At 73.0% G+C, this 26,510-nt stretch carries 21 protein-coding genes; 15 read left to right on the top strand and 6 right to left on the bottom strand.

The window, feature by feature from the left end; translation table 11 throughout:
• Window positions 1-150 precede the first annotated feature (150 nt).
• The 11 genes from AB0P03_RS24020 to AB0P03_RS23970 all read left to right on the top strand — a co-directional run bounded on the left by AB0P03_RS24020 (window position 151) and on the right by AB0P03_RS23970 (window position 13,022).
• Window positions 151-1,293, top strand: a complete 1,143-nt coding sequence (locus AB0P03_RS24020) for a glycerate kinase (protein WP_363630688.1) — start codon at window positions 151-153, stop codon at window positions 1,291-1,293.
• Between the two features lie 221 nt (window positions 1,294-1,514).
• The gene (gene allB, locus AB0P03_RS24015) at window positions 1,515-2,918 is read left to right on the top strand and encodes an allantoinase AllB (protein WP_363579247.1); all 1,404 of its coding nucleotides are present in this window, start codon (window positions 1,515-1,517) and stop codon (window positions 2,916-2,918) included.
• 9 nt (window positions 2,919-2,927) lie between these two features.
• Complete coding sequence (gene alc, locus AB0P03_RS24010) at window positions 2,928-4,187, top strand: allantoicase (RefSeq protein WP_363579246.1); 1,260 nt, start codon at window positions 2,928-2,930, stop codon at window positions 4,185-4,187.
• Window positions 4,188-4,288: 101 nt separating this feature from the next.
• A complete protein-coding gene (locus AB0P03_RS24005) occupies window positions 4,289-5,749 on the top strand; it encodes a catalase (protein ID WP_363630686.1) in 1,461 nt (486 codons plus the stop codon).
• 326 nt (window positions 5,750-6,075) lie between these two features.
• Window positions 6,076-6,855, top strand: coding sequence for an IclR family transcriptional regulator C-terminal domain-containing protein (locus tag AB0P03_RS24000; RefSeq protein WP_363630684.1), 780 nt, complete (start codon window positions 6,076-6,078; stop codon window positions 6,853-6,855).
• 266 nt (window positions 6,856-7,121) lie between these two features.
• Entirely contained in the window at window positions 7,122-8,054 is a 933-nt protein-coding gene (locus tag AB0P03_RS23995; RefSeq protein ID WP_363630682.1) for a metal-dependent hydrolase, read from the top strand.
• Between the two features lie 115 nt (window positions 8,055-8,169).
• A complete protein-coding gene (locus tag AB0P03_RS23990; protein ID WP_363630681.1) occupies window positions 8,170-9,255 on the top strand; it encodes a PDR/VanB family oxidoreductase in 1,086 nt (361 codons plus the stop codon).
• Window positions 9,256-9,282: 27 nt separating this feature from the next.
• Entirely contained in the window at window positions 9,283-10,146 is an 864-nt protein-coding gene (locus AB0P03_RS23985; RefSeq protein ID WP_363630680.1) for a M24 family metallopeptidase, read from the top strand.
• Window positions 10,143-11,954, top strand: a complete 1,812-nt coding sequence (locus AB0P03_RS23980; protein ID WP_363630678.1) for an SDR family oxidoreductase — start codon at window positions 10,143-10,145, stop codon at window positions 11,952-11,954. Before AB0P03_RS23985 ends, AB0P03_RS23980 begins: the two co-directional genes overlap by 4 nt.
• A gap of 74 nt (window positions 11,955-12,028) precedes the next feature.
• Window positions 12,029-12,367, top strand: a complete 339-nt coding sequence (locus AB0P03_RS23975; RefSeq protein WP_363579235.1) for a PIN domain nuclease — start codon at window positions 12,029-12,031, stop codon at window positions 12,365-12,367.
• Between the two features lie 34 nt (window positions 12,368-12,401).
• The gene (locus AB0P03_RS23970; RefSeq protein WP_350875353.1) at window positions 12,402-13,022 is read left to right on the top strand and encodes a LysE family translocator; all 621 of its coding nucleotides are present in this window, start codon (window positions 12,402-12,404) and stop codon (window positions 13,020-13,022) included.
• Between the two features lie 9 nt (window positions 13,023-13,031).
• Here AB0P03_RS23970 and AB0P03_RS23965 read toward each other — a convergent pair whose 3' ends face one another.
• The 5 genes from AB0P03_RS23965 to AB0P03_RS23945 form a co-directional block, all read right to left on the bottom strand.
• Window positions 13,032-14,282, bottom strand: a complete 1,251-nt coding sequence (locus AB0P03_RS23965; RefSeq protein ID WP_363630676.1) for an XdhC/CoxI family protein — start codon at window positions 14,280-14,282, stop codon at window positions 13,032-13,034.
• Between the two features lie 116 nt (window positions 14,283-14,398).
• A complete protein-coding gene (locus tag AB0P03_RS23960; protein ID WP_363630674.1) occupies window positions 14,399-15,901 on the bottom strand; it encodes an NCS2 family permease in 1,503 nt (500 codons plus the stop codon).
• Window positions 15,902-16,222: 321 nt separating this feature from the next.
• A complete protein-coding gene (pucD, locus tag AB0P03_RS23955; RefSeq protein WP_363579225.1) occupies window positions 16,223-18,592 on the bottom strand; it encodes a xanthine dehydrogenase subunit D in 2,370 nt (789 codons plus the stop codon).
• The gene (locus tag AB0P03_RS23950; RefSeq protein WP_350875362.1) at window positions 18,589-19,077 is read right to left on the bottom strand and encodes a (2Fe-2S)-binding protein; all 489 of its coding nucleotides are present in this window, start codon (window positions 19,075-19,077) and stop codon (window positions 18,589-18,591) included. Before AB0P03_RS23950 ends, pucD begins: the two co-directional genes overlap by 4 nt.
• Window positions 19,074-19,961, bottom strand: a complete 888-nt coding sequence (locus AB0P03_RS23945; RefSeq protein ID WP_363630672.1) for an FAD binding domain-containing protein — start codon at window positions 19,959-19,961, stop codon at window positions 19,074-19,076. The genes AB0P03_RS23950 and AB0P03_RS23945 overlap by 4 nt, the downstream gene beginning before the upstream one ends.
• A gap of 449 nt (window positions 19,962-20,410) precedes the next feature.
• Between AB0P03_RS23945 and AB0P03_RS23940 the strand changes: the two genes are divergently transcribed.
• Complete coding sequence (locus AB0P03_RS23940) at window positions 20,411-22,003, top strand: PucR family transcriptional regulator (RefSeq protein WP_363630670.1); 1,593 nt, start codon at window positions 20,411-20,413, stop codon at window positions 22,001-22,003.
• Between the two features lie 104 nt (window positions 22,004-22,107).
• On the opposite strand, the gene AB0P03_RS23935 is transcribed toward AB0P03_RS23940, so the two are convergent.
• Window positions 22,108-23,253 (bottom strand): alpha/beta hydrolase-fold protein, encoded by a 1,146-nt coding sequence (locus tag AB0P03_RS23935; protein ID WP_363579219.1) that lies wholly within the window; start codon window positions 23,251-23,253, stop codon window positions 22,108-22,110.
• 312 nt (window positions 23,254-23,565) lie between these two features.
• On the opposite strand from AB0P03_RS23935, the gene AB0P03_RS23930 reads away from it, so the two are divergent.
• The 3 genes from AB0P03_RS23930 to AB0P03_RS23920 are packed head-to-tail and all read left to right on the top strand — an operon-like array spanning window position 23,566 to window position 26,476.
• Window positions 23,566-24,585: a sugar ABC transporter substrate-binding protein gene (locus AB0P03_RS23930; RefSeq protein WP_063350024.1), complete on the top strand. Its 1,020-nt coding sequence runs from the start codon at window positions 23,566-23,568 to the stop codon at window positions 24,583-24,585.
• A complete protein-coding gene (locus AB0P03_RS23925; RefSeq protein ID WP_363579215.1) occupies window positions 24,582-25,613 on the top strand; it encodes an ABC transporter permease in 1,032 nt (343 codons plus the stop codon). The genes AB0P03_RS23930 and AB0P03_RS23925 overlap by 4 nt, the downstream gene beginning before the upstream one ends.
• Entirely contained in the window at window positions 25,610-26,476 is an 867-nt protein-coding gene (locus AB0P03_RS23920) for an ATP-binding cassette domain-containing protein (protein WP_363630668.1), read from the top strand. The genes AB0P03_RS23925 and AB0P03_RS23920 overlap by 4 nt, the downstream gene beginning before the upstream one ends.
• The last annotated feature ends 34 nt before the right edge of the window (window positions 26,477-26,510 follow it).

Below are 26,510 nucleotides of genomic sequence, written 5' to 3'. Positions count from 1 at the left end.
GCGGGAGTCGCACCCTCCCGGCGGGAGGCGCATCTCCCGGCCGGGGGCGTTTCTCCTGACGGGGGGTCGCACCCCAGGTGCACCCGGGCCCATGCTTGGCACAGGCTGTCGAAACATCGCCAGACCCCGTACGGAAGTGAGGACCGCACCATGCCCGTCACCCCCCACCAGGGCCATGTGGTCGTAGCTCCCGACAAGTTCAAGGGCACCCTGGAGGGTGCCGAGGTCGCCGCCCGGATCGCCGCCGGCGTCCGGCGCGCCGCGCCCGGCGTCGAGGTGCGCGAACTGCCCGTCGCCGACGGCGGCGAGGGCACCCTGGCCGCCGCGCTCGCGGCCGGCTTCACCCGCGTCCCGGCCAAGGTGGCCGGCCCGACCGGCCTGCCGGTGGACGCCGCGCTGGCCGTGCGGGGCGACACCGCCGTGGTCGAGCTGGCGCAGTCCTCCGGTCTCGCCCGGCTCCCCGGCGGACGCACCGCCCCGCTCGCGGCCGGCTCCTACGGCGTCGGCCAGCTGATCGGCCGGGCCGTGGCGCTCGGCGCCAAGCGGATCGTGCTCGGCCTCGGCGGCAGCGCCTGCACCGACGGCGGCGCGGGCATGGTCCAGGCTCTCGGGGCCCGCCTGCTCGACGCGGATGGCGCCGAACTGCCCCCCGGCGGAGCCGCGTTGCGCAGGCTCGACCGGATCGAGCCCGGCCCGCTGGCCGACGTACTGGCCGGCGTCGAGATCGTCGTGGCCTGCGACGTGGACAATCCGCTGCTCGGCCCGCGCGGCGCCACCGCCGTCTACGGCCCGCAGAAGGGCGCCGACGGCGCCGACCTGGTGATCCTGGAGGAGGGCCTGACCCGCTTCGCCGACCAGGTCGCCCTGGCCACCGGACGGGACGTGCGCGACGCCCCCGGTGCCGGGGCCGCCGGCGGGGTGGGCTTCGCCGCCCTCGCGTTGCTCGGCGCCACCATGCGACCCGGTATCGAGCTGCTGCTCGAACTGCTGGGTTTCGACGAGGCCGTGCGTGGGGCACGCCTCGTCGTGACCGGCGAGGGCTGTCTGGACGCGCAGACGCTCCACGGCAAGGCCCCCGCCGGCGTTGCCTCGGCGGCCACCCGGGCGGGGGTTCGGGTGGCTGCCGTGGCGGGGCGGCTGGAGCTGTCCGAGCCCGAGTGGCGGGCCGCCGGGTTCGCCGCCGCGATCGCCCTCACCGACCTCGCGGAGCAGCCGGGGGACAGCATGACCAAGGCCGGCGAGCTGGCCGAGGTCGCGGGGGAGCGGCTGGCGGGCGAGCTGCTGTCCGGCTGATCTTCGGGCCGATCCCCCGTGCCGACGGGGCGCGCGGATCCCCCGTGCGTTTCCCTCGTACGTTCCTCCATTGACGTTTTGTTGAAGGCGGGCCTAGGCTCCCGGCAATCCTTCGCTTCCCCGCCCGGTTCCCGCCCGCTTCCCCGCCCGGTTCCCGCCCGGTTCCCCTCCCGGTCCCTGCCCGGCGCCCACCCCCAACTTCCAGGTTTCGGAGGTCTCCCATGCCTTTCAGCCAGCCAGCGGTGATCCGCTCCCGACGGGTGGTCCTGCCCGACGGTGAGCGCCCCGCCGACGTGCTGATCCGGGACGGGAAGATCGAGCAGGTCGCCGCGTACGGCTCGCTCCTCGCGGGCGACCGGCCCGACGGCGACGGCGGCCTCGCCGACCTCGGCGAAACCGCCCTGCTGCCCGGCCTGGTCGACACCCACGTGCACGTCAACGAGCCCGGCCGCACCGAGTGGGAGGGCTTCGCCACCGCCACCCGGGCCGCCGCGGCCGGCGGCGTCACCACGATCATCGACATGCCGCTCAACTCCGTCCCGCCCACCACCACGCTGGAGGGCCTGGCCGCCAAGCGGAAGACCGCGGACGGCCAGGCCTGGGTCGACCTCGGTTTCTGGGGCGGCGCCGTCCCCGGCAACGTCCCGGACCTCGCGCCGCTGCACGAGGCCGGCGTGTTCGGCTTCAAGAGCTTCCTCGCCCCCTCCGGCGTCGACGAGTTCCCGCACGTCGAGGCCGCGGACCTGGAGGCCGCGCTGGCCGAGCAGGCCCGGCTCGGGGCGCTGGCGATCATCCACGCCGAGGACCCGGCCGTGCTGGCCGCCGCCCCGCAGCAACCCGGCGTCCACTACCGCGACTTCCTCGCCTCCCGCCCCGCCGACGCGGAGACCGTCGCCGTCGCCGTCCTGCTCGACACCGCCCGGCGCACCGGCGCCCGCGTCCACATCCTGCACGTCTCCTCCGCCGCCGTGCTGCCGCTGCTGCGCCAGGCCCGCGAGGACGGCGTCCAGGTCACCGCCGAGACCTGCCCGCACTACCTGACCCTGGCGGCCGAGCAGGTGCCGGACGGCGGCACCGCCTTCAAGTGCTGCCCGCCGATCCGCGACGAGACCAACCGCGACCTGCTCTGGCAGGCCCTGGCGGACGGCGAGTTCATCGCCGTGGTCTCCGACCACTCGCCCTCCACCCCCGACCTCAAGCTGCTGCCCGAGTACGGCGGCAGCGGTGACTTCGCGGCCGCCTGGGGCGGCATCGCCTCCCTGCAGCTGGGCCTGCCGGCGATCTGGACCGAAGCCCGCCGCCGCGGCCACGGCCTCGCCGACGTGGTCCGCTGGATGTCCGCCGGACCGGCCGAACTCGTCGGCCTCACCGGGGTCAAGGGCGCCATCGCGGCGGGCTGCGACGCCGACCTGGTCGCCTTCGACCCCGACGGCGAATTCGCCGTCCACCCCCGCGAGTTGCACCACCGCAACCCCGTGACCCCGTACGCGGGCCGGACGCTGACCGGCGCGGTCCGCACCACCTGGCTGCGCGGCCGCGCGGTGGACGTCTCGGCCGAGCCCTTCGGCCGCCGGCTTACCCGGCCCGCCGCCGCCCCCACCACCCCGTCCGATCGCCCGTCCTGAGGAGACTTCGTGACCACTGCCGACACCCCGAGCGCTCCCTTCACCGAGCTGGTCAACCTGGCCTCGCGGCTGCTCGGCGCGGGCGTCGTCGCCACCAACGAGGACACCTTCGCCGACGCCGAGAACCTCCTGGTCGCCAAGCCCGCCGAGTTCCGCCCGCACACCTTCGGCCACAAGGGCCAGATCATGGACGGCTGGGAGTCCAAGCGCCGCCGCGGCGTCTCCGCCGACCAGCCCCACCCCACCGACCAGGACCACGACTGGGCGATCGTCCGGCTCGGTGCCGCCGGTGTGGTCCGCGGCCTGGTGGTGGACACCGCCCACTTCACCGGCAACTACCCGGAGAGCGCCTCCGTCGAGGCCGCCTCCGTGCCCGGCCACCCCTCGCCCGAGGAAGTGGCGGACGCCGAGTGGACCACGCTGGTGCCGCGCACCCCGCTCCAGGGCGACACCGCCCACGAGTTCGCCGTCGACGACGCCAACCGCTACACCCACATCCGCCTCAACATCTTCCCGGACGGCGGCGTCGCCCGGCTGCGCGTCCACGGCGAGGTGCTGCCCGACCCGCGCGAACTGGACGGCCTCACCTTCGACCTGGCCGCCCAGGAGTACGGCGGCGTGGCCGAGGCGGCGTCCGACCGCTATTTCTCCTCCCCGCACAACCTGAACGCTCCCGGTCGCGCCTCCGTCATGGGTGAGGGCTGGGAGACCCGGCGTCGGCGCGACAAGGCCAACGACTGGGTGCAGATCGCCCTGGCCGGGGGCGGTGAGGCCCTGGCCGCCGAGGTGGACACCACCCACTTCGTCGCCAATGCCCCCGGCTGGGCCGACCTCGTCGGCTTCGACGCCTCGACCGGGGCGGACCCGGCCGACGGCGAGTGGTTCGAGATCCTGCCCCGCACCCGCCTGCAGCCCGACACCCGGCACCGCTTCCGGCTCGACGCGGGCCGCCCGGTGACCCACGTGCGCATCAACGTCCACCCGGACGGCGGCCTCGCCCGCCTCCGGCTCACCGGCCGCCTCACCGAGGCGGGCCGCGCGGCCCTCGCGCTGCGTTGGTTCAACGCCGTCCCGGCCGCCGAGGCCGCCGCGGCCCTCACCGAGGCCGGCCTGACCGCCGACGAGGCCGCCGCGCTGACCGCCGCCCGCCCGCTGGCGGACCAGGCCGCGGCCGCCGGCGCCGTCGCCGCGCTCCGGCCCGCCGACGGCCCCGACGGCGAGCACTCCTCCCGCCGCCGCTCGGCGGTCCGGCGCCTGCTGGGCGTCTGACGCCCGTTCGGTGATTCGGCGGAGCCCGCGCCCGCCGAGAACTGATGCCACGTCACATCACTCTCCACGCAACGCTTTTATCGACACCTGAAGGACCCTCCATGTCCAAGATCCTGACCACGGAGTCCGGCGCCCCGGTCGCCGACAACCAGAACTCGGCCTCGGCCGGCGAGTACGGCCCGCTGCTGATCCAGGACCAGCAGCTGCTGGAGAAGCTGGCCCGCTTCAACCGCGAGCGCATCCCGGAGCGCGTCGTGCACGCCCGCGGCTCCGGCGCGTACGGCTACTTCGAGGTCACCGACGAGGTGTCGCAGTACACCCGCGCGGACTTCCTCGCCGAGGTCGGCAAGCGCACCGAGGTCTTCCTGCGGTTCTCCACCGTGGCCGGCAACCTGGGCTCCAGCGACGCGGTGCGCGACCCGCGCGGCTTCGCGCTGAAGTTCTACACCGCGCAGGGCAATTACGACCTGGTCGGCAACAACACCCCGGTGTTCTTCATCAAGGACCCGCTCAAGTTCCCCGACTTCATCCACTCGCAGAAGCGCGACCCGTACACCGGCGTGCAGGAGGCGGACAACGTTTGGGACTTCTGGGCCCACTCGCCCGCCTCGACCCACCAGATCACCTGGCTGTTCGGCGACCGCGGCATCCCGGCCTCCTACCGCCACATGAACGGCTACGGCTCGCACACCTACCAGTGGGTCAGCGCCGACGGCGACGCCTACTGGGTCAAGTACCACTTCAAGACCAACCAGGGCATCCGCTCGCTGGACGGTGACCAGTCCGCCGAGGTGCTCGGCGCCGACGCCGACTCGCACCAGCGCGACCTGCACCAGGCCATCGAGCGCGGCGTGTTCCCGTCCTGGACCCTCTACGTCCAGCTGATGCCGGTGGCCGAGGCCGTGGACTACCGCTTCAACCCGTTCGACCTCACCAAGGTGTGGCCGCACGCCGACTACCCGCTGGTCAAGGTCGGCCGCCTGGTGCTCAACAGGAACCCGGAGAACGTCTTCGCCGACGTCGAGCAGTCCGCGTTCTCGCCGAACAACTTCGTGCCCGGCATCGGCCCCTCCCCGGACAGGATGCTCCAGGGCCGCCTGTTCGCCTACGCCGACGCCCAGCGCTACCGCCTCGGCGTCAACCACACCCAGCTGCCGGTGAACGCCCCGCGCGCCACCGAGGCGGACAACTACGGCCGCGACGGCCTCCACGCCGTCAACAAGTCCGGCCGCGGCAAGAACTACGAGCCCAACTCGTACGACGGCCCCGCCCAGACCGACACCGCGCTCGCCGCGCCGGTCCGGCTGGACGGCTACACCGGCACCTACACCATGCCGGCCCACACCAAGGACGACGACTTCTTCCAGGCCGGCGAGCTGTACCGGCTGATGTCCGCGGGCGAGAAGACCCGGCTGATCGACAACATCGCGGGCTTCCTCGCCCAGGTGAGCCGCGACGACGTGGTCGAGAAGAACCTCGCCCACTTCCACGCCGCGGACGAGGAGTACGGCGCCCGCCTGGAGGCGGCCGTCGCCAAGCTGCGGGCGGGCGACGAGGGCTGAGTCGCTCCGCCATGACGCGCCACGCGCAACGAGGGCCGAGCCACCCCGCCGTGGCGCGCCGCGCGTGACGCCCCGCTGACCGACTGACCCGCCCTCACCGGCCGCCGGGGCCCCGCAACCCGGCGGCCGCGGGACGGTTCCCTCCCCCCGGGGCAGTGGGGGAGGGGGCCGTCGCGCTGTCCTCCACTACCGTTCCTCCAGGCGATCGGTGGGTGCTCCACGGAATGTTCACGGATATTCACGGACGGCAGTCGCCGGGCCCGCCGGGTGGATAGGCTGGAGGGCGCCCGCGGTCGCTCCGTGGGGGGACATCGGAAGGGGACGACATGTCGACACCAGCCCCGGGTCGCCACGCCGCGCTGGACCAGGGCCTCACCGGCCCGTTCACCTCCCTGCAGCACGCCCTCAGACTGCTGGAGGCCGTCGACCGGCACCCTGACGGTGCCACCCTGGTCGCCCTCGCGCGGGAGACCTCGCTCGGCCTGCCGACCGTCCGGCAGCTCGCCGAGATCCTTGAGATCGAGGGCTACCTCCAGTGCCAGGACGGCGGTTGGGTGCTCGGCGGTACCTTCGCCCTGCTCGGCCAGCACAACCGGGAGCAGCTGGTGAAGGCCCGGCTGAACCGCAAACTCGCCGAGCTGCGGGACGAGTTGGGCGCGGCAGTGTACTTCACCCGCTACCACGACGGCGAGTTGTCGGTGGAGGCGGTGTCCGCGGCCGAGTATGCGCCGGCCGTGCAGGAGTGGGTGGACTTCCGGGCCACCGCGCACGCCAGCGCGATCGGCAAGTGCCTGCTCGGCCAGCTCGACGCGGACGCCCGCTGGGACCACCTCTCCCGCCACCCGGTGGCCCGGCTCACCTCCCGGACCGTCACCGACGCCGACCAGCTGATGCACCGGCTGGAGCGGCAGCCGGCCACCGTGCCGGTGCTGGACATCCAGGAGTACGCGCTCGGCACGGTGTGCGCGGCCGTCCCGATCACCGCGGGCAGCACGGTCGGCTGCCTGGCCACGTCGATGCCGGTGGACAACGTGCACAAGCTGAAGGCCGCCGCCGAGCTGCTGGCGGCCCGGGCGGCGCCGCTGATGCTGGCGATGGCGGTCTGACGGCCGGTCGTTCCCGTGGGCCCCGCCGGATCCGAGTGATCCGGCGGGGCCCGCCTGTTTGTTCCTGGGCGTGTCGGCTCGCATCGGCTCGCAGGCGTGTTCGTTCACGGGCGCGTCCGTTCGCAAGCGTTTCCGGTGACGGTCCCGGAGGGTGTCACTTATTAGACTCGATGTCGATAAGAGTCGCCGAACCCCTTGTCCCAGCCGCTACCCGCGAGTACGTTTCCCTGAGTCGAGCCGCCGCCCCGAGGTCAGGAGGGCCTGCCGTGCCCCGCTCCACCCCCGTACCCGCCCTTGCCGTCCCCGCCGCGCGCGTCCACGACAGCCTCGTCCTCGAACCCCGGGACGTCCGCTTCGACTGGGACCGGCTGCCGCTGCACTGGATCCCCGACGAGCCGATGGCCACCCACGTCATCAACGTGCTGCACCTGCTGCTGCCCGAGGGCGAGCGCTGGTTCGTCAAGGTCTTCAAGGAGGCGCTGCCGCTCATCCGCGACGAGCAACTGCGCGAGGAGGTCCTCGGGTTCATCGGCCAGGAGGCCATCCACGCCGAGGCGCACCAGGAGGTCCTCGACCACCTGCTCGGCCAGGGGCTCGACCCGCGTCCGTACGTCCGGCAGATCGCCTGGCTGTTCCAGCGCGTCCTCGGTGACAGGCCCGGGCTCAGCCCCGCGCGGCGACGCGAGAACATCATCGAGCGGGTCGCCTTCGTGGCGGCGATCGAGCACTTCACCGCCTTCCTCGGCAACTGGGCGCTCAACTCCCCGGGCCTGGACCGCGCCAAGGCCGACCCGACGATGCTCGACCTGCTGCGCTGGCACGGCGCCGAGGAGGTCGAACACCGCAGCGTCGCCTTCGACCTGATGGTCCACCTCGACCCCGGCTACCTGCGCCGGGTCCGCGGCATGGCGGTCTCCGGGCCGCTGCTGGTCCACCTCTGGGTGCGCGGCGCCCGCTTCCTGCTCGCCGCCGACCCCACCCTCGACGGACGGCTCAAGCCCACCTGGCGCGAGGCCGGCAGGATCGCCAGGCGCGGACTGCTGCCCGACCCGGTCCGGTCGATCCGCTCCGGCCTGCGCTACCTGCGGCCCGGCTACCACCCCACCCAGGAGGGCTCCTCCAGCCAGGCCCTCGGCTACCTCGCCGCCTCCCCGGCCGCCCGTGCGGCAGCAGTGGGCCACTGGCAAGGGGTCAAGTAACGGAGTTCAGATAACAGATAACAGAAGGCGTTATCTGTTATCTGAACTCTGAACTTTGAAATCCGAAACTTGTCACCTGTCGCTCGCGCCCCTCCCAGACGCCAAGGACCGCCGGATGGACCTGCTCAACCCGCCCCCCGACCTCTACGGCCGCCCCCGCGCCGACGCGTTCATGCGCCGGCTCACCGCCTTCGGCGACCGCTACACCCCGGCCCTCGGCAGCCCCCTGCTGCGCCGCAACCCCCGCCGCCCGCTCAGCCGCCCCACCCCGCCGCTCCAGCTGGTCGTCGCCGCCCGCCGCCAACTCACCCCCGACGTCGTCGAATTGCGGCTCGCCGACCCCTCCGGCGGCCCGCTCCCCGGCTGGCAGCCCGGCGCCCACCTGCGCCTCGCCCTGCCCTCCGGCCGCGAACGCCACTACTCGCTCTGCGGCGACCCCGCCGACCGCGCCGCCTACCGGATCGCCATACGGCGACTGCCCGAGGGCGGCGGCGGCTCCGTCGAGATCCACGACACCCTGCACCCCGGCAGCCGCCTCGCCGCCCGCCGCCCGCGCAACGGCTTCGCCTTCTGCGCCGAGCCCGCCGTCCTGCTGCTCGCCGGCGGCATCGGCATCACCCCACTGCTCCCGATGGCCCGCGAGGCGCAGCGGCACGGCCTGGACTGGCGCCTGGTGCACGTCGGCCGCAGCGCCGACACCCTCCCGTACGCGGACGAGCTGCGCGCCCTGGACCCGAGCCGGGTGGTGCTGCGCACCGACGACGAGCACGGCGTGCCGACCGGCGCCGACCTGCTCGCGCACGCCCCGCGCGGCGCCGCCGTCTACTGCTGCGGCCCGGCCCCGATGCTCACCGCCGTGCAGCGCTCCCTGGGCGAATCCCCCTCCACCGCGCTGCACTTCGAGCGCTTCGGCGCCGCCCCGATCATCGGTGGCGCGCCCTTCGCCCTGCGCCTGGGCGCCGACGGCCCGGCGCTGGACGTCCCCGCCGACCGCTCCGCCCTGGACGTGTTGCGCGAAGCCCGTCCCGACCTCCCGTACTCCTGCCACCAGGGTTTCTGCGGCACCTGCGAGGTCCGCCTGCTGGCCGGCACGCCCGAGCACCGGGACCGCCGGCTCACCCCCGAGCAGCGTGCCGCCGGCGCCGTGCTGCCCTGCGTCTCCCGGGCCGCCGAGGGCGAGACCCTGGTGCTCGACCTGTAGCGTGCTCGACCTGTAGAAGGAGCCCCGATGGCGAACCCCCCGACCTTCCCCTACGACGAGCGCGACCTCGCCCGCTTCCGCGAGACCCAGCAACTCGCCTACCACTGCGCCGAACAGGTCGCCGCCTGGATCGAACCGGGCGTCACCGAGCGCCAGGCCACGGCCGAGCTGCGCCGCCGCCTGGTCGCCGCCGGGGTGCAGGACTTCTTCCACGTCCCGTTCGCCTGGTTCGGCGACCGCACGGCCTTCCGGCACTTCCACACCCCGCTCCAGTTCTTCGCCGGCAACCGCCGCCTGGAGGAGGGCATGCCGTACGTCCTGGACTGCGCGCCCATCGTCGACGGCTACACCGCCGACATCGGCTACGGCGGCAAGGTCGGCGAGAACCGGGTCTGGGACCGCCTGGCCGCCGACCTCCAGGTGTACCGCGAGCTGATCCTCGCCGAGGTGCGCGCCCGCCGTCCGCTCAACGAGGTGTACGCGGCCGTGGACGCGCAGATCGCCGCGCACGGCTACGACAACCGCCACCAGGTCTACCCGGGACGGGTGATCGGCCATCAGGTCACCCGCACCACCGTGCGCGGCCCGGCCGGGGTCAACGTCTTCGGCTTCGGCGTGCGCACCCTGCAGACCCTCGGACGCGAACTGATCTCCGAGCGCCTGCACGGCCGTTCACCGCTCTGGGCGGACGGCCGGTCCTCCCGGCACGCGCCCACCCCGGGCCTGTGGGCGGTCGAGCCGCACATCGGCTTCCGCGGCGTGGGCATCAAGTTCGAGGAACTGCTGGTGGTCACCGAGGACGACGCCCACTGGCTCGACGACGACCTGCCGCACGTCCGCCGCTGGACGGCGGGCGCCGCCCACGACGTTGCCCTGGAGGCCGCCCGATGACCACCCCCGCCGCAGACGCCCCGGACGCCTCGGCTGCCTCGCAGGCCCCGGACGCCGCAGCTGCCCCGAAGGTGCTGGCCGCCCCGCCCGTGCGCCGCCGCACCGTGCACTCCGACGGCCTCCCGCTCGCCGTCTTCGAACAGGGCGACCCGGCCGCACCCACCGTGCTCCTGGTGCACGGCTACCCGGACACCCACGCGGTCTGGGACGACGTCGCCGCCGACCTCGCCCGCGATCACCACGTGGTCCGCTACGACGTGCGCGGCGCCGGCCGGTCCGGAGTGCCCGCCACCCGGGACGGCTACCGGCTGGAGCGCCTGGCCGCCGACCTGTTCGCGGTCGCCGACGCCGTCAGCCCCGACCGCCCGGTGCACGTGGTCGCCCACGACTGGGGCTCGCTGCAGTCCTGGGAGGCCGTCACCGCGCCCGGCTCCGAGCGGCGGATCGCCTCGTACACCACCATGTCCGGCCCCTGCCTGGACCACATGGGGTACTGGCTGCGTCACCGGATGCGCCGGCCCACCCCGCGCCACCTGCGCCAACTCCTCCACCAGGGCCTGCACTCCTGGTACATCACCGCCTTCCACCTGCCCTTCCTCGCCCCCGGCGTGTGGCGCCTGGGCCTGGCCCGGGCCTGGCCGCGGGTGCTGCGAGACCTGGAGCAGGTCACCCCGCGGCCCGACCACCCGCAGCCCGGCCTGCGCCGCGATGCCGTCCGCGGCATCGAGCTGTACCGGGCCAACTTCCGCCCCACGCTGCGCAGTCCGCGCGAGCGGCCGACGCAGGTGCCGGTCCAGCTGATCACCCTCACCCGGGACCGCTACGTCGCCCCGTTCCTCTCCGAGGGGCTGGAACGCTGGGTGCCCGAGCTGACCCGACGGACGCTGCACGCCGGCCACTGGTCGGCGCTGCTGGAGAAGGGAGCCACCGTGGCCGAGATGGTCCGCGAGTTCACCACCCGCATCGAACGCGGAAGCGCCGAGCAGACCAGGGAGCAGGGCGACGGCCGGCTGGTCGTCGTCACCGGCGGCGGCAGCGGCATCGGCCGGGCCACCGCGCTCGCCTTCGCCGAGGACGGCGCCCGCGTCGTGGTCTGCGACCTCGACCTCGCCGCCGCCGAGCGCACCGCCGAACTCGCCTCGCTGATCGGCCCGCAGGCGCACGCCTACCGGGTGGACGTCGCCGACGGCGCGGCGGTGGACGCCTTCGCGCAGGCGGTCGCGGAGGAGCACGGGGTGCCCGACGTGGTGGTCAACAACGCCGGCATCGGCCACTCCGGGACGTTCCTGCAGACCACCGAGAAGGAGTGGCAGCGCGTCCTGGACGTCAACCTCTGGGGCGTCATCCACGGCTGCCGCGCCTTCGGCACGCTGATGGCCGACCGCGGCCAGGGCGGTCACCTGGTCAACGTCTCCTCGGCCGCCGCCTACCTGCCGTCCAAGGCGCTCACCGCGTACGCGACCAGCAAGGCCGCGGTGTTCATGCTCTCGGACTGCCTGCGCGCCGAACTCGCCGGGCACGGCATCGGCGTCTCCACCATCTGCCCGGGCATCGTCAACACCAACATCACCCGCACCTCCACCTTCTCCGCGACCACCGCCGACCAGCAGGCCGCCAAGCGGGCCCGCGCCGCCAGGCTCTACGCCCGCCGCGGCTTCCCCCCGGAGAAGGTCGCCACCGCCATCCTCACCGCCGTCCGCACCGGCAAGCCGGTCGTCCCCGTCACCCCCGAGGCCAAGGCCGCCCGCTTCCTCTCCCGCCTCAGCCCCGGCCTCCTGCGCCTGGCCGCCCGCCTCAACGTCACCTGAGCGGCCCCTGCGGGTCTGCGATATCGGACAGCCTTTGATACTCCAAGTCGGCGGTTCAGGCCGAGATCGACCGGTTGTTCAACGAGGGGCGGCTCGCGCTCTGTGGAGCCGTCGAGCTGGAGATCATGCACAGCGCCCGGTCCAAGGCCGACGCCGATCGCATCCGGGAGGGCTTGCGTGGCTTCGACTGGCTGACTACGCCCGATGAGGTGTGGGACCGCGCCATCGAAGTGCAGGCACTCCTCACCGCCGCCGGAAACTGGCGGGTGCTGTCCGTGGCGGACCTCGTCATCGCCGCCACCGCCGAGCGCCACAGCGTCACCGTCCTGCACTACGACGGGGACTACGACATGATCGCCGCCGTCACCGGCCAGCCGACCGAGTGGGTCGTCCCGCCCGGGACGGCGGACTGAGGGCCCCATCGGGCCTGTGAGAGCATCGAGGCCCATGGAGATGACAACGGCTCTGTGGTCCTTCGCCCTCGTCGTGGGGCTGCTCACGCTCACACCCGGGCTCGACACCGCGCTGGTGCTGCGCACGTCCGCGCTCGGGCGGCGGCGCCAGGCGTGGGGGGTGGTGCTGGGGATCCAGACCGGGACGCTGGTCTGGGGGACGCTGACCTCGGCCGGGGTGACGGCGCTGCTGACCGCCTCGCAGGTGGCGTACGAGGTGCTGCGCTGGGGCGGGGCCGCGTACCTGGTGTGGATGGGCGTCGGCATGCTGCGCAGCCGGGGCGGGGAGGCGGCGGTCGAGGAGGAGCCGGCCGAGGGCGGCTTCGGGTACGGCTGGCGGCGCGGCACGCTGACCAATCTGCTGAACCCCAAGGTCGGGGTGTTCTACGTGGCCGTGCTGCCGCAGTTCATCCCCGCCGGGGCCCCGCACTTCGCCGCCGGGGTGGCGCTCACCTGCGTCCACGTGGTGGAGGGCGTGCTGTGGTCGACCGTTCTGGTCGGCTTCGCCCGGGCGCTGCGCGGCTGGCTGCGCCGCCCGGCTGCCCGGAGGCTGATGGACCGGGTGACCGGCGCGGTGGTGGTGGGCTTCGGCGTGAAGCTGGCGCTGAGCGACTGACCGCCGGCCTCAGGCGGCGTGCGTCCGTCGCGTGCGTCGTGCCCGGGGCTCCTCGGGGGTGGCCGGTGCCTCGTGGTGGATCGGGCCGTCCCCGGCGTTGAGCGGCAGGCAGCTGCCGCCGCGCCGGTGGGCGATGATCTCGGCGGCGACGGAGACCGCCGTCTCCTCGGGGGTGCGGGCGCCGAGGTCGAGGCCGATGGGGGAGCGCAGCCGGCCGATCTCGGCCTCGGTGAGCCCGACCTCGCGCAGCCGCGCCTCGCGGTCGCGGTGGGTGCGGCGCGAGCCCATCGCGCCGACGTAGCCGACCGGCAGCCGCAGTGCGCGTTCCAGCAGCGGGATGTCGAACTTGGCGTCGTGGGTGAGCACGCAGAGCACGGTGCGCCCGTCGATCCGGTCGAGCTGGGAGTCGAGGTAGCGGTGCGGCCAGTCGACGACGACCTCGTCGGCCTCGGGGAAGCGCCGCTTCGTGGCGAAGACGGGCCGGGCGTCGCAGACGGTGACGCGGTAGCCGAGGAAGCGGCCGATCCGGACGACGGCGGCGGCGAAGTCGATGGCGCCGAAGACGAGCATCCGCGGTGCGGGCACGTAGGACTCGACGAAGCAGGTGACAGTGCCCTGGTCGCGGTCGTCGCAGGGGCGTCCGTCGAGGCCGAGCACGATCCGGCCGGTGCGTCCGGCGTCGAGCATGGCCCGGGCCTCGGTGACGACCGCCCGTTCCAGCGCGGTCAGGAGGTGTCGCGCGGGGCGCGTCGCCGGAAGGGTGGTGGCGGGCGACGGCTGGGCCGTCGCGGGGGGGAGGACGGGGGAGAGGGCGCCGTGGTGGGTGTCGGCGGTGACGGCGACGGTGGCGCCGACGAGCCCGCCGGGCCCGGCGATCACCCGGGCGAGCGCGACCGGGGTGCCGGAGGAGATGTAGGCGATGCCGGCGTCGAGTCCGTCGTCGGCCCCGGGCCGGATCGGCTGGACGAACACGTCGAGGGCGCCGCCGCAGGTCAGGCCGACGGCGAAGGCGTCCTCGTCGCTGTAGCCGAACCGTTCCAGCACGGGTTCGCCGGACTCGATGGCAGCCTGGCACAGCTCGTAGACCGCGCCCTCGACGCAGCCCCCGGAGACGCTGCCGATCGCCTCGCCGGCCGCGTCGACGGCCAGGGCCGCCCCCGGGTCGCGGGGCGCGCTGCCGGAGACGCCGACGACGGTGGCCACGGCGAAGGAGCGCCCGGCCGCGTGCCAGGCCTGCAACTGCTCGGCGATGTCCTGCATGTCGGGGAGCTCCTTACACAAGCGAGGGTAGACGGGAGGTGCCGCCGTACGGGAAACGATTCCCGCACGGCGGCGGTGCGGCCAGGTCCTCTCCGGCCGAGAGGGTCAGACACGTCCTAGTGCACGCCCAGCCAGGACTTGATCGGGGTGAGCGCGAAGTAGACCACGAAGACCCCGGTGAGGATCCACATCAGCGGGCCGGGCTCGCGCCACTTGCCGGTGCCCGCCTTGATGACCGTGTACGAGATGACGCCCGCGGCGACACCGGCGGTGATGCTGTAGGTGAACGGCATCAGGGTGCAGGTGAGGAAGGCCGGGATGGCGACCTCGCGGTCGGACCAGTCGATGTGCCGGGCCTGGCTCATCATCATCGAGCCGATCACGACGAGGGCGGCGGAGGCCACCTCGGTCGGGACGATCGCGGCGAGCGGCGAGAAGAACAGCATCAGCGCGAACACGCCGCCGGTGACGGTCGAGGCGAGGCCGGTGCGGGCGCCGTCGCCGACACCGGTGGCGGACTCGACGAACACGGTCTGGCCGGAGGCGCCGGACAGGCCGCCGACGGCGCCGCCGGCCCCGTCGATGAACAGGGCCTTGGAGAGGCCGGGCATCCGGCCCTGCTTGTCGGCCAGCCCGGCCTCGGTGCCGACGCCGATGATGGTGGCCATCGCGTCGAAGAAGCCGGCCAGCACCAGGGTGAAGACGGCGACCGAGGCGCTGATGGCGCCCAGGCCGTGGCTGCCGAAGGCACCGAAGAGGTCGACGTGGCCGAAGAGGCCGAAGTCGGGCGCGGAGACCGGGCTGCCCGGCCACACCGGGGCGGAGCTGACCCAGGTCTTCGCGGGGAGGTCGGCGACCGCGTTGATGACGAAGGCCACCACGGTGCCGCCGGCGATGCCGATCAGGATCGCGCCGCGGACGTTGCGGGCCAGCAGGACGAAGATCGTCAGCACGGTGAGGCAGAAGACCAGGACGGGCCAGCCGGCCAGCTCGCCGAAGGGGCCGAGTGAGAGCGGCGTGGGGCCGCCGGTGTGCACGAAGCCGGCCTTGACCAGGCCGATCAGCGAGACGAAGAGGCCGATGCCGATGGTGATGGCGTGCTTGAGCGGCAGCGGGATGCCGTTCATGATCTTCTCGCGGAGCCCGGACACGACCAGCAGGACGATCAGCAGGCCGTAGATCACGCACAGCCCCATGGCCTGGGGCCAGGTGGTGTGCGGCACCACCAGTGCGGAGATCACGCCGGAGACGGAGAGCCCGGCGGCGACCGCCAGGGGGACGTTGCCGACCACGCCCATCAGGATCGTGGTGACGGCGGCGGCGAGCGCGGTCGCGGTGGTGAGCTGCGCGTGGTCCAGCTTGAGGCCGTTGACGTCGGCGCCGCTCAGGATGATCGGGTTGAGCAGCACGATGTAGGCCATCGCCATGAAGGTGGTGAGGCCGCCGCGGATCTCATTGCCGAAGGTCGATCCCCGGGCCGTGATCTTGAAGTACGCGTCCAGTGCGTTCTTCGGTGCGGGGGCCGGGGCCGGGGCCGGCGTGGCGGTGTCGTCCTCGGCGGGTCTTTCTTCCGTGGGGCCGGGTTCCGTGGGGCTGTGTTCCGTGGGGATCCGGGTCATGTCCACTCCCAAGTGTCAAAGGGGGTTGGGGTGGGCGAGCCGACCTGACTGCCAGTCAACGAGGTTGGCGCAGGGGGACTGCTCGACTCACTGGGCGCACTGTGGCGGTGCCTGCGGTGCGTGGGTGGTGCGCACCGCTGCAGAACCCCGGCGTGGGAGAGGCAGCGGGATGGTGCGGTCGCGTGCCGGTGGTGGTGCACGCGAGTGGGGATGGCGCGGCGGAGCGGCCCCGGGGCGGCGGGGAAGACGGTCGCCGCCCCGGGGAGGTTCTCCTGCTCCCCGGGGCCTGAAGCCCGGGGGAGCTCGCGGGCTCCGGGGGCGTCAGGCCCCGGGGGCCTCCGTGGTGAGGTGCTCGGGCCGGACCGGGATCCGGTTGAGGGCCAGGCCGGTGGCGTTGCGGATGGCGGCCACGATCGACGGCGTCGCCGAGACGGTCGGGGCTTCGCCGACGCCGCGCAGCCCGTACGGGGCGTGCGGGTCGGGCAGTTCGAGGATCTCCACCGGGATCGGCGGGGTGTCGAGGATGGTGGGGATCAGGTAGTCGGTGAAGGAGGCGTTGCGCACCTTCCCGTCCCGCACGATGATCTCCTCCATCACGGCGAGGCCGAGCGCCTGGGTGCAGCCGCCCTGGATCTGGCCGACGACGGAGAGCGGGTTGAGCGCCTTGCCGACGTCCTGGACGGCGGTGAGCTCGACGACCTTGACCAGGCCCAGTTCGACGTCCACGTCGACCACCGCGCGGTTGGCGCAGAAGGTGTACTGGACGTGGCCGAAGCCCTGCCCGGTCTCCTTGTCGAAGGGGACGGTCGGGCGGTGGTGGTGTTCGCGGGTGAGGTCGATGGCCTCGTCGCCGAGCAGGTCGACCATGGGGACCAGCACGCCGGCGCTCTCCGAGACGACCTTCCCGGCGATCAGCGTGATGTCGCCGTGGGTCCAGCCGTAGCGGCGGCGGCCCTTCTCGATCAGCGCCCGCCTGACCGCCTCGGCGGCCAGCTTCACGGCGCCGCCGGTCATGTACGTCTGGCGCGAGGCGGAGGTCGAACCGGCCGATCCGACCTCGGTGTTGGCCGGGTGGATGGTGACCAGCTCGACGCCCAGCTCGGTGCGGGCGATCTGGGCGTGCACGGTGACGCCGCCCTGGCCGACCTCCGCCATCGCGGTGTGGACCATGGCGACGGGCTCGCCGCCGATCACCTCCAGGCGCACCCGGGCGGTGGAGTAGTCGTCGAAGCCCTCGGAGAAGCCGACGTTCTTGATGCCGACCGAGTAGCCGACGCCGCGCACGATGCCCTCGCCGTGCGAGGTGTTGGACAGCGCCCCGGGGAGCTGGCGCACGTCCGGGTGCTCGGTGTCCAGCGGCGGCGGCAGCGGCATCTCCTTGGCGCGCCGCAGCAGTTCGGCGACCGGGGCGGGCGAGTCGATCTGCTGGCCGGTGGGCATGCGGTCGCCCTCCGACATGGCGTTGAGCTGCCTCAACTCGACCGGGTCCATGCCGAGTTCGGCGGCCAGCTTGTCCATCTGCGACTCGTAGCCGAACGCGGCCTGGACGGCGCCGAAGCCGCGCATGGCGCCGCAGGAGGGGTTGTTGCTGTAGAGCGCGATGGCGTGCATCCGCACGTTGGGGATCACGTACGGGCCGTGCCCGAGCGAGGCCGCGTTGCCGACCACGGCGGGCGAGGCGGAGGCGTACGCGCCGCCGTCGAGCACGATCCGGCAGTCGGCGAAGACCAGTTTGCCGTCGCGGGTGGCGCCGTGCTCGTAGTGCATCCTGGCGGGGTGGCGGTGCACGTGGCCGAAGAAGGACTCGTCGCGGGCGTAGACGATCTTGACCGGCTTGCCGGTGTGCTGGGCCAGCAGGCAGGCGTGGATCTGCATCGACAGGTCCTCGCGGCCGCCGAAGGCGCCGCCGACGCCGGCCAGGGTGAGCCGGACCTTCTCCTCGGGCAGGTCGAGGACCGGGGCCATCTGCTGGCGGTCGACGTGCAGCCACTGGGTGGCGATGTAGAGGTCGATGCCGCCGTCCTCGGCGGGCACCGCGAGGCCGGACTCGGGGCCGAGGAAGGCCTGGTCCTGCATGCCGACCTCGTAGTCGCCGCTGACGATGACGTCCGCGAGCGCGCGGACCTCGTCGGTGACGCCGAGGCCGGAGACCAGCCGCTGCTCGTGGCAGATGTTGCCGTACCCGTGCGACTTGTACTCGTGCGGCTCGTGCACGTAGCCGTGGGTGGCGGGGTCGAGGCACTGCTCCTCGGTGACGATCGGGGTGAGCACCTCGTACTCGACCTTGATCCTCTTCACCGCGCGGCGGGCGGTCTCCGGGTGGTCGGCCGCGACCAGGGCGATCGCCTCGCCGTGGTAGCGGACCTTGTCGATGGCCAGGGCCGGCTGGTCCTGGATCTCCAGCCCGTAGTACTTCGCGCCGGGGATGTCCTGGTGGGTGAGGACGGCGTAGACGCCGGGCACCTTGAGCGCCTCGGAGATGTCCACCGACAGGATGGTGGCGCGCGGGTGCGGCGAGCGCAGCGCCATGCCCCAGAGCATGTCCTCGTGCCACATGTCGGAGGAGTACGCGAACTCGCCCTTGACCTTGAGGTGGCCGTCCGGGCGCAGCGGCGAGCCGCCGATGCCGTCCTTGCTGGCCTGCCGGATGTCCTGGAGGTTCTTCTGACCCTGGATGGTGCGGGTGGTCATTGCGAAACGGCCTTTCCGGCGCACGTGCGGGCGGACGCCAGCCGCACCGCGTCCATGATCTTCTCGTAGCCGGTGCAGCGGCAGAGGTTGCCCGACAGCGCCTCGCGGATGTCGTTGTCGCTCGGCTGGGCGTCCCGCTCCAGCAGCGCGTCGGTCTGCACCAGCAGGCCGGGGGTGCAGAAGCCGCACTGGACGGCGCCGGCATCGATGAACGCCTGCTGGACGAGGCCCAGTTCGCCGTTCTCCCCGGTCAGGCCCTCGACCGTGCGCACCTCGCGGTCCTGCACCTGGCCGGCCGCGACCAGACAGCTGCAGACCGGCACGCCGTCCAGGTAGACCGTGCAGGAGCCGCACTCGCCCTGCTCGCAGGCGTTCTTCGAGCCCGGCAGGCCGACCCGCTCGCGCAGCACGTACAGGAGGCTCTCGCCCTCCCAGACGTCGTCCGCCTCGACCGGCTTGCCGTTGGCGGTGAAAGTCACCCTCATGCCGCGCTCCTGATCTGCTTGCTGTAGTCGTTCCAGGTCCAGGTGAGGGTGCGGCGGGCCATCACGGCCAGCGCGTGCCGGCGGTAGTCGGCGGTGCCCCGGACGTCGTCGATCGGCGAGGCGGCGGCCTTGGCCAGCTCGCCGAAGCGCTGGACCACCTCGGCGCCCAGCAGGTCGCCGGACGCCCAGAGGCCGCGCTCGGCGAGCACGCCCGCCAGGTACTCCTCGGCCTCGACGGCGCGGCGCGGCGTGGGGGCGGCCGAGCCGATGCCGGTGCCGACGGTGCCGTTCTTCGGGTGGAGGGCGAAACCGAAGGCGCAGACCGCGATCACCATGGCGTTGCGGGTGCCGATCTTCGAGAACTGCTGCGGGCCGTCCGCCACCGGGATGTGCACGGCCCGGATCAGCTCGTCGGCCTCCAGGCTGTTGCGCTTCACGCCGACGTAGAAGTCGTCGATCGGGATCAGCCGGGTGCCGCGCACGGAGGCGGTCTCGACCAGGACGTCCCGGCCGGCCGCCAGCAGCGCCGGGTGGGAGTCGCCGGCCGGGGAGGCCGCGCCGAGGTTGCCGCCGACGCCGCCGCGGTTGCGGATCTGCGGGGAGCCGACGGTGTGGGCCGCCAGCGCGAGCCCGGGTAGCGGCCCGGACAGCTCGTCGATGATCCGGGAGTAGGGGACGGAGGCGCCGAGCCTGACGACGCCGCCGTCGTTCGACCACTGGGTGAGCTCGGTGATGCGGTTCAGATCGAGAATCGCGGATGGCCGGTGCACGTCGAAGTTCAGCTCGACCATGACGTCCGTACCGCCCGCGATGGGCAGCGCGGTCGGGTACTCGGCCTTCGCCGCGAGTGCCTCGTCCCAGGTAGCGGGCCGAAGGAACTCCATGCGGGTGTCTCCTCAAGTCGTCGCCTGCCGGACGGGTGGGCACAGTGCCCGGAACTCGGTGTTCGGACCTCTCAACCGACCGCTTCGTCGCCTCCGCGTCGGGCCCCGGTCACCGGGCTGCGTCCGGCGGCGTGTCGCCCAGTGAACCGCCGGGACGGGGCCCACTGGCAGTCACCGATGGCATGAAGCCCCGGCTGTGCTCCCGCCCGGCATCCTGTACGTTCCTCTAAGGAGAGGAATGCGCAGCCCAGGTGTTCACCAGGTGCTACCTACGACCGTAATCCGGCCGTGATTCGCAAGCGACGGGCCCGTGATCCGGTCGCCCGCCCGGACGTGACGACAAGTACGGATGTTCGGGCACACTGTGACCCCCGACCGAACGCCCGGGCTCCCCCGTTCGGCCCACCCCCAGCCCCATCCCACCCTCAGCCCCCGTTAGGAGTCCGCGGATGCGTGTCCGTGACCTGCTCGCCCCCGGCGCCCCGCGACTGCGCCTGCTCGCGGCCGAGGACGAGCTGGACCGGCAGGTCAGCGGCGTCATGACCACGGACCTGCACGACCCCGGCCGCTACCTGCACGGCGGCGAGCTGGTGCTCACCGGCATGCTGTGGCGCACCGCCCCGGCCGACTCCGAGCGGTTCGTGCGGACCATCGTGGCCGGCGGCGCGGTCGCCCTGGCGGCCGGCGAGGCCGAGGTCGGTCCGGTGCCCGAGGACCTGGTGGAGGCCTGCCGACGGCACCGGATGCCGCTGCTGGCCGTCCCCGACGACATCGCCTTCGGCACCGTCACCGAGTTCATCGGCCGCCAGGTCTCCGCCGACCGCGCCGCCGACCTCGCCGCCCTCGTCGACCGGCACCGCCTGCTGGTCTCGGCGGCCGGCGGCGGCGGCCTGGACGCGGTGCTGGACCTGCTCGGCGGCGACCTCGACCTCGACTGCTGGGTGCTCACCCCCACCGGCGCGGTGATCGCCGGCCCCGCCGACCGCCTCCCGGCCGAGGACCGCGACCAGCTGGTCCGCGCCCACCTCGGCGCCCAGCGCCAGCGCCGCCGCCCCCCGCACCGGGCCCGCCTGGCCGGCGGCTCCTACTCGCTGCTGCCCGCCCCGGCCTCGGCCGACCACCAGGCGCCGCTGGCCGACTGGGTGCTCGCGGTGGCCGGCGACGTCACCGAGTGGACCACCAAGCGCCAGCAGCTCGCCGAGAACCTGGCCCGGCTGGTCGCCGCCGAGCGCCACCGCCGCGACGAGGGCCGCCAGCTGCGCCGTCGCCTCGCTGACGAGGTGCTGGCCCTGCTCCAGCGCGACGCCGATCCGGCCGAGATCAGCCGCACCCTGTACGCCTCCTCGGCGATGGCCGCCCGCTACGAGAGCGTCGAGCCCAAACCCCAGGCCCAGGACGGGTCCTGGCTGGTGCTCAGCGCCGAGGGCACCGGCCTGCCCGAGGGTGTGGTGCGCGCCGTCCTGGAGGAGGCGCTGGGCGGCACCACCGACCGCGCGCTGGTCGCCGGGGCCGGCGCCGGCGCCGTCGTGGTGCTGCCCGCCCTGGACGGCCCGGTGCCCGCCGAGACCCTGCGCGACCTGCTCGCCCCGCTGGAGGCGGGCCTCGGCTCGGAGGGCCGGATCACCCTCGGCGTCTCCGCCCCCGCCTCCGAGGCCGGCGGCCTGCGCGGCGCCCTGGAGGAGGCCCGGCACGCCCGCCGGATCGCCGCGGCCCGGGTCGGCCGGGTCTGCGTGGCGGGCCCCGAGGAGCTGGCCTCGCACGTGCTGCTGCTGGCGGCCGTCCCGGACGAGGTCCGCCGCGCCTTCCGCGGCCGGCTGCTGGACAAGGTGATCGCGTACGACATCGAGCACCAGGCGGACCTGGTCCGCACCCTGGAGGCGTTCCTGCGCTCGGACGGCTCCTGGACGCGCTGCGCCGCGCAGCTGCATGTCCACGTCAACACCCTGCGCTACCGGATCGGCCGGATCGAGGAGCTGACCGGCCGTGACCTCTCCCGGCTGGAGGACCGGGTGGACTTCTACCTGGCGCTCGAACTGGCCTGACGGCCGGGCCTGAGAGCCGTGCCCCATGCAGGAGGGGCCCGCCGCGAGCACTCGCGGCGGGCCCCTCCTGCATGATCGTTACTGCTTGGGACTACTGCGTGGGACTACTGCGGCGGGATGACCGAGGTCATCCACTCGAAGATGCTCGGCACCATGGTCTTCCACAGCTCGGTGGTGTGCGGGCCGTTGCTCTCCTGGACCTGGACCTTGGTCGGCTCCTTGGCTGCCGCCGCGATCGCCTGGCCGTCCTCCAGGCCGTCGCCCTTCTTGCCGCTGATGTAGAGGCTGACCTTCGGCGGCTGCTGGGCGCTCTTGAGGATGTTGACCGGGTTGTTGGCCTCGCGCAGCTTCGGGTCCTTGCCGACCAGGGAGTCGCTCTCGGACGCCGGGTCGTTGTAGCCGGACATCGAGATCGCGGCCCGGTACCGGTTGGGGTGCGCCAGGGACAGCTTGGCCGCGCAGTGGGCGCCGGCCGAGTAGCCGGCGATGCCCCAGCGGTCCGGGGACGGGTCGGCGCGGAAGTTGTCCATGATCATCTGCGGGACGTCCCGGGTGAGCCAGGCGTCGGCGTTGATCTTGCCGGGGATGTCGGTGCAGCCGGCGTCCTGGTGGTTGCCGAGGAGCAGGGTGCGCGGCGAGACCAGGATGAACGGGGAGACCTTGCCCTGCTGCATCAGCGGCTTGAGCTGCTCGGAGACCTTGAGGGTGCCGTACCAGGTGGAGGAGGAGCCCGGGTAGCCCGGGATCAGCTCGACCACCGGGAACTTCTTGTCCTTGAACGCCGGGTCGTTGTACTGCGGCGGCAGCCAGACCAGCACCTCGCCGTCGACCCCGGACACCTGGCCCTTGAGCTCGGTCTTCTGGACGTCGCCGGGCACCGCCGGGTCGCCCACGCCGGCGAACTTCTGGAGCGCCTTCGGCGGCTGCTTGGCCGCGTCGCCGCCGCCCTGGCCGGCGCCCTCCTTGCCCGAAGCGCCCTGGTCGGCCGGCGCCACCTGCGGCACGGCCCGGACGTGGTCACCGGTGCCGAGCAGGTCGTCCCAGTTGCCGTAGATCAGGTTGGCGTTGTTGACCATCACGAAGACCATCAGCACGGCCGTGATCTGGCAGAACATGATCATGACGAGCCTGGACAGGATCCGCACCGGGTTCGGCCCGCGGACCTTGCTCCAGTACAGGAGCGCCACCGCGATGGACACCGGCACCAGGATGACGGTGAGGATGAAGAATGGCGTACCTGTCAGTTGCATCGAGTTCTCGTATCCGGGTTGCTGGCCGCCCGGGCCCCACTCGCCCGAACGCACTCCAATGGCATTGGACGGCGCGGAACCGATGATCGGTTGCCATCCGAATCTGTGCGGAACCTGAGAGGAACATCACGTTTCCTGTGATGTTCCTGTTTCGGGTCGGCGCTAAGTCTGCCACCCGGACGGCCGTCGTCCGGACGAGATGTCCAGCGAACTTCCAGGAAGGTCCCCCGGGGCACCTTACCTCCCGCGTCGCGGGCGCCGCCGGGCGAGGCGGTGTCATCCACGTGCCGCCCGGCCAGAGAGACTATGGGGATGAGCACAACCCGCTTTCGCCCGTCCCGCCGTTTCTGGCCCGTCTGCGCCCTCCTGGCACTCGCGGTCACCGCGGCCGGTTGCAGCAGTACCGGAGGCCGCCGCGCCGAGGAGGCCCGCGCCAAGGCGTCGGCCGCCGGCGGCAGCGCCGTCACCACCCCGCGCTGGAAGGTCGCCATGGTGACCCACGCCGGGGCCGGCGACGCCTTCTGGGACAGCGTGCGCAAGGGTGCCGAGCAGGCCGCCGCCAAGGACAACATCACCTTCCTGTACTCCAACGACGCGCAGACCCAGAACCAGGTCCAGCTCGTCCAGGCCGCCATCGACCAGAAGGTCGACGGCCTGCTGGTCACCCTCGCCAAGGGCGACGCCATGGCCGACGTCCTCGGCAAGGCCAAGGCCGCCGGCATCCCCGTGATCACCGTCAACTCCGGCCAGGAGTACTCCGCCAAGTTCGGCGCGCTCACCCACATCGGCCAGGACGAGTCCACCGCCGGCCAGGCGGCCGGCACCGAGCTGGCCGGCCGCGGCCGCAAGAACGTGCTCTGCGTCATCCACGAGCAGGGCAACATCGGCCAGGAGCAGCGCTGCTCCGGCGCCCAGTCCAAGGCCGGCGGCGCCTTCCAGGTGCTGTACGTGGACGGCGTCAACATGCCCGACGCCCGCGCCGCGATCTCCGCCAAGCTCCAGGCCGACCCGGCCATCGACACCGTGCTCACCCTCTCCGGCCCGATGGCCGCCACCGGCCTCCAGGCCGTCCAGGACGTCCACCGCGCCGTCGAGCTCGACACCTTCGACCTGGGGCCGCAGGTGGTGGCCGGACTCAAGTCCGGCTCCGTCGGCTTCGCCGTCGACCAGCAGCCCTACCTCCAGGGCTACGAGGGCGTCGACCTGCTCTGGCTGTACAAGTCCAACCTGGACATGCTCGGCGGCGGCAAGCCCGTCGCGACCGGCCCGCAGATCCTGACCAAGGACGACGCCGACGCGCTCGCCGAGTACGTCGCGAGGGGGACCAGGTGAGCACCACCGACGTCCTCGCCCAGGACCGCCCGGCCGCGCTGCGCCGCCTCCTCGCCCGCCCCGAGCTCGGCTCGCTGATCGCCGCCGTCGCGGTGTTCACCGTCTTCGCGGTGGCCGCCGAACCCTTCCTGCGGGTCTCCTCGCTGGGCACCGTGCTCTACGCGGCGTCCACCATCGGGATCATGGCCGTTCCGGTCTCGCTGCTGATGATCGGCGGCGAGTTCGACCTGTCGGCGGGCGTGCTGGTCACCACCGCCGCGCTGACCTCCTCGATGGTCTCCTACCAGTTCACCGCGGTGACCTGGGTCGGCGTGCTGGTCTCGCTCGCCGTCACCCTGGCCGTCGGCGCCTTCAACGGCTGGATGCTCGGCCGCACCCGGCTGCCCAGCTTCATCGTCACCCTCGGCACCTTCCTGATGCTGACCGGTGCCAACCTCGGCGTCACCAAGCTGGTCTCCGGCACCGTCTCCACCAGGCCGATCTCCGACATGGAGGGCTTCGCCTCCTGCCGCTGGCTGTTCGCCTCCGAGGTCACCGTCGGCGGACTGACGATCAAGGCCACCGTCTGGTGGTGGCTCGGCCTGCTCGCGGTCGGCAGCTGGGTGCTGCTGCGCACCCGCTTCGGCAACTGGATCTTCGCCGTCGGCGGCGACGCGGACGCCGCCCGCGCGGTCGGCGTGCCGGTCGCCCGCACCAAGACCCTGCTCTACCTCGGTGTCGGCTTCGGCGCCTGGGTGCTCGGCCAGCACCTGCTGTTCTCCTTCGACACCGTGCAGTCCGGCGAGGGCGTCGGCAACGAGCTGATCTACATCGTCGCGGCCGTCATCGGCGGCTGCCTGATCACCGGCGGCTACGGCTCGGTGGTCGGCTCCGCGCTCGGCGCGCTGATCTTCGGCATGGCCAGCAAGGGGATCATCTACGCCCAGTGGAACCCGGACTGGTTCAAGTTCTTCCTCGGCGCGATGCTGCTGCTCGCCGCCCTGCTGAACGCGTACGTCAAGCGCCAGGCCGAACGGGGGCCCCGATGAAGACCGAACTGCTCGCCCTGGAGCGCGTCGGCAAGAGCTACGGCACCGTCCGCGCCCTCCAGGACGTCTCGCTCACCCTGCACGCCGGCGAGATCAGCTGCGTGCTCGGCGACAACGGCGCCGGCAAGTCCACCCTGATCAAGATCATCTCCGGGCTGCACCAGCACGACGAGGGCACCTACACCGTCGGCGGCGAGGAGGTCCGGCTCGACTCCCCGCGCCAGGCCCTGGACCGCGGCATCGCCACCGTCTACCAGGACCTCGCCGTCGTCCCGCTGATGCCGGTCTGGCGCAACTTCTTCCTCGGCTCCGAGCAGGGCCACCGCCGCTGGGGCGGCCTGCGCCTGGACGCCGAGGCGATGCGCGCCACCACCCGCGAGGCGCTCGCCCGGATGGGCATCGACCTGCACGACGTGGACCGCCCGATCGGCACCCTCTCCGGCGGCCAGCGCCAGTGCGTGGCGATCGCCCGGGCCGTGCACTTCGGCGCCAAGGTGCTCATCCTGGACGAGCCGACCGCGGCGCTCGGCGTCAAGCAGTCCGGAGTGGTGCTCAAGTACGTCACCGCCGCCCGCGACGCCGGGCTCGGGGTCGTCCTGATCACCCACAACCCGCACCACGCGTACCTGGTCGGCGACCACTTCACCCTGCTCAAGCGGGGCCGGATGGCCGGCAGCCACCCGCGCGCCGAGATCGGCCTCGAACAGCTCACCACCGAGATGGCCGGTGGCTCCGACCTCGCCGAGCTCTCGCACGAGCTGGCCCGGCCCACCGAACCCCAGCCCCGCACCGAACCCCAGCCCCGCACCGACCCCCAGCCCCGTCCTGACCCCGAGCCCCGTGAGGAGCGTCCGCAGCCGTGACCAGCCCCCAAGGCAGCACCCGGCCGGCCGTCCT

The organism is Kitasatospora sp. NPDC088779 (assembly GCF_040685395.1).
Taxonomy (GTDB): domain Bacteria; phylum Actinomycetota; class Actinomycetes; order Streptomycetales; family Streptomycetaceae; genus Kitasatospora.
The sequence above is the reverse complement of the archived record's forward strand: the minus strand, read 5'-3'. Positions and strand labels throughout refer to the sequence as shown.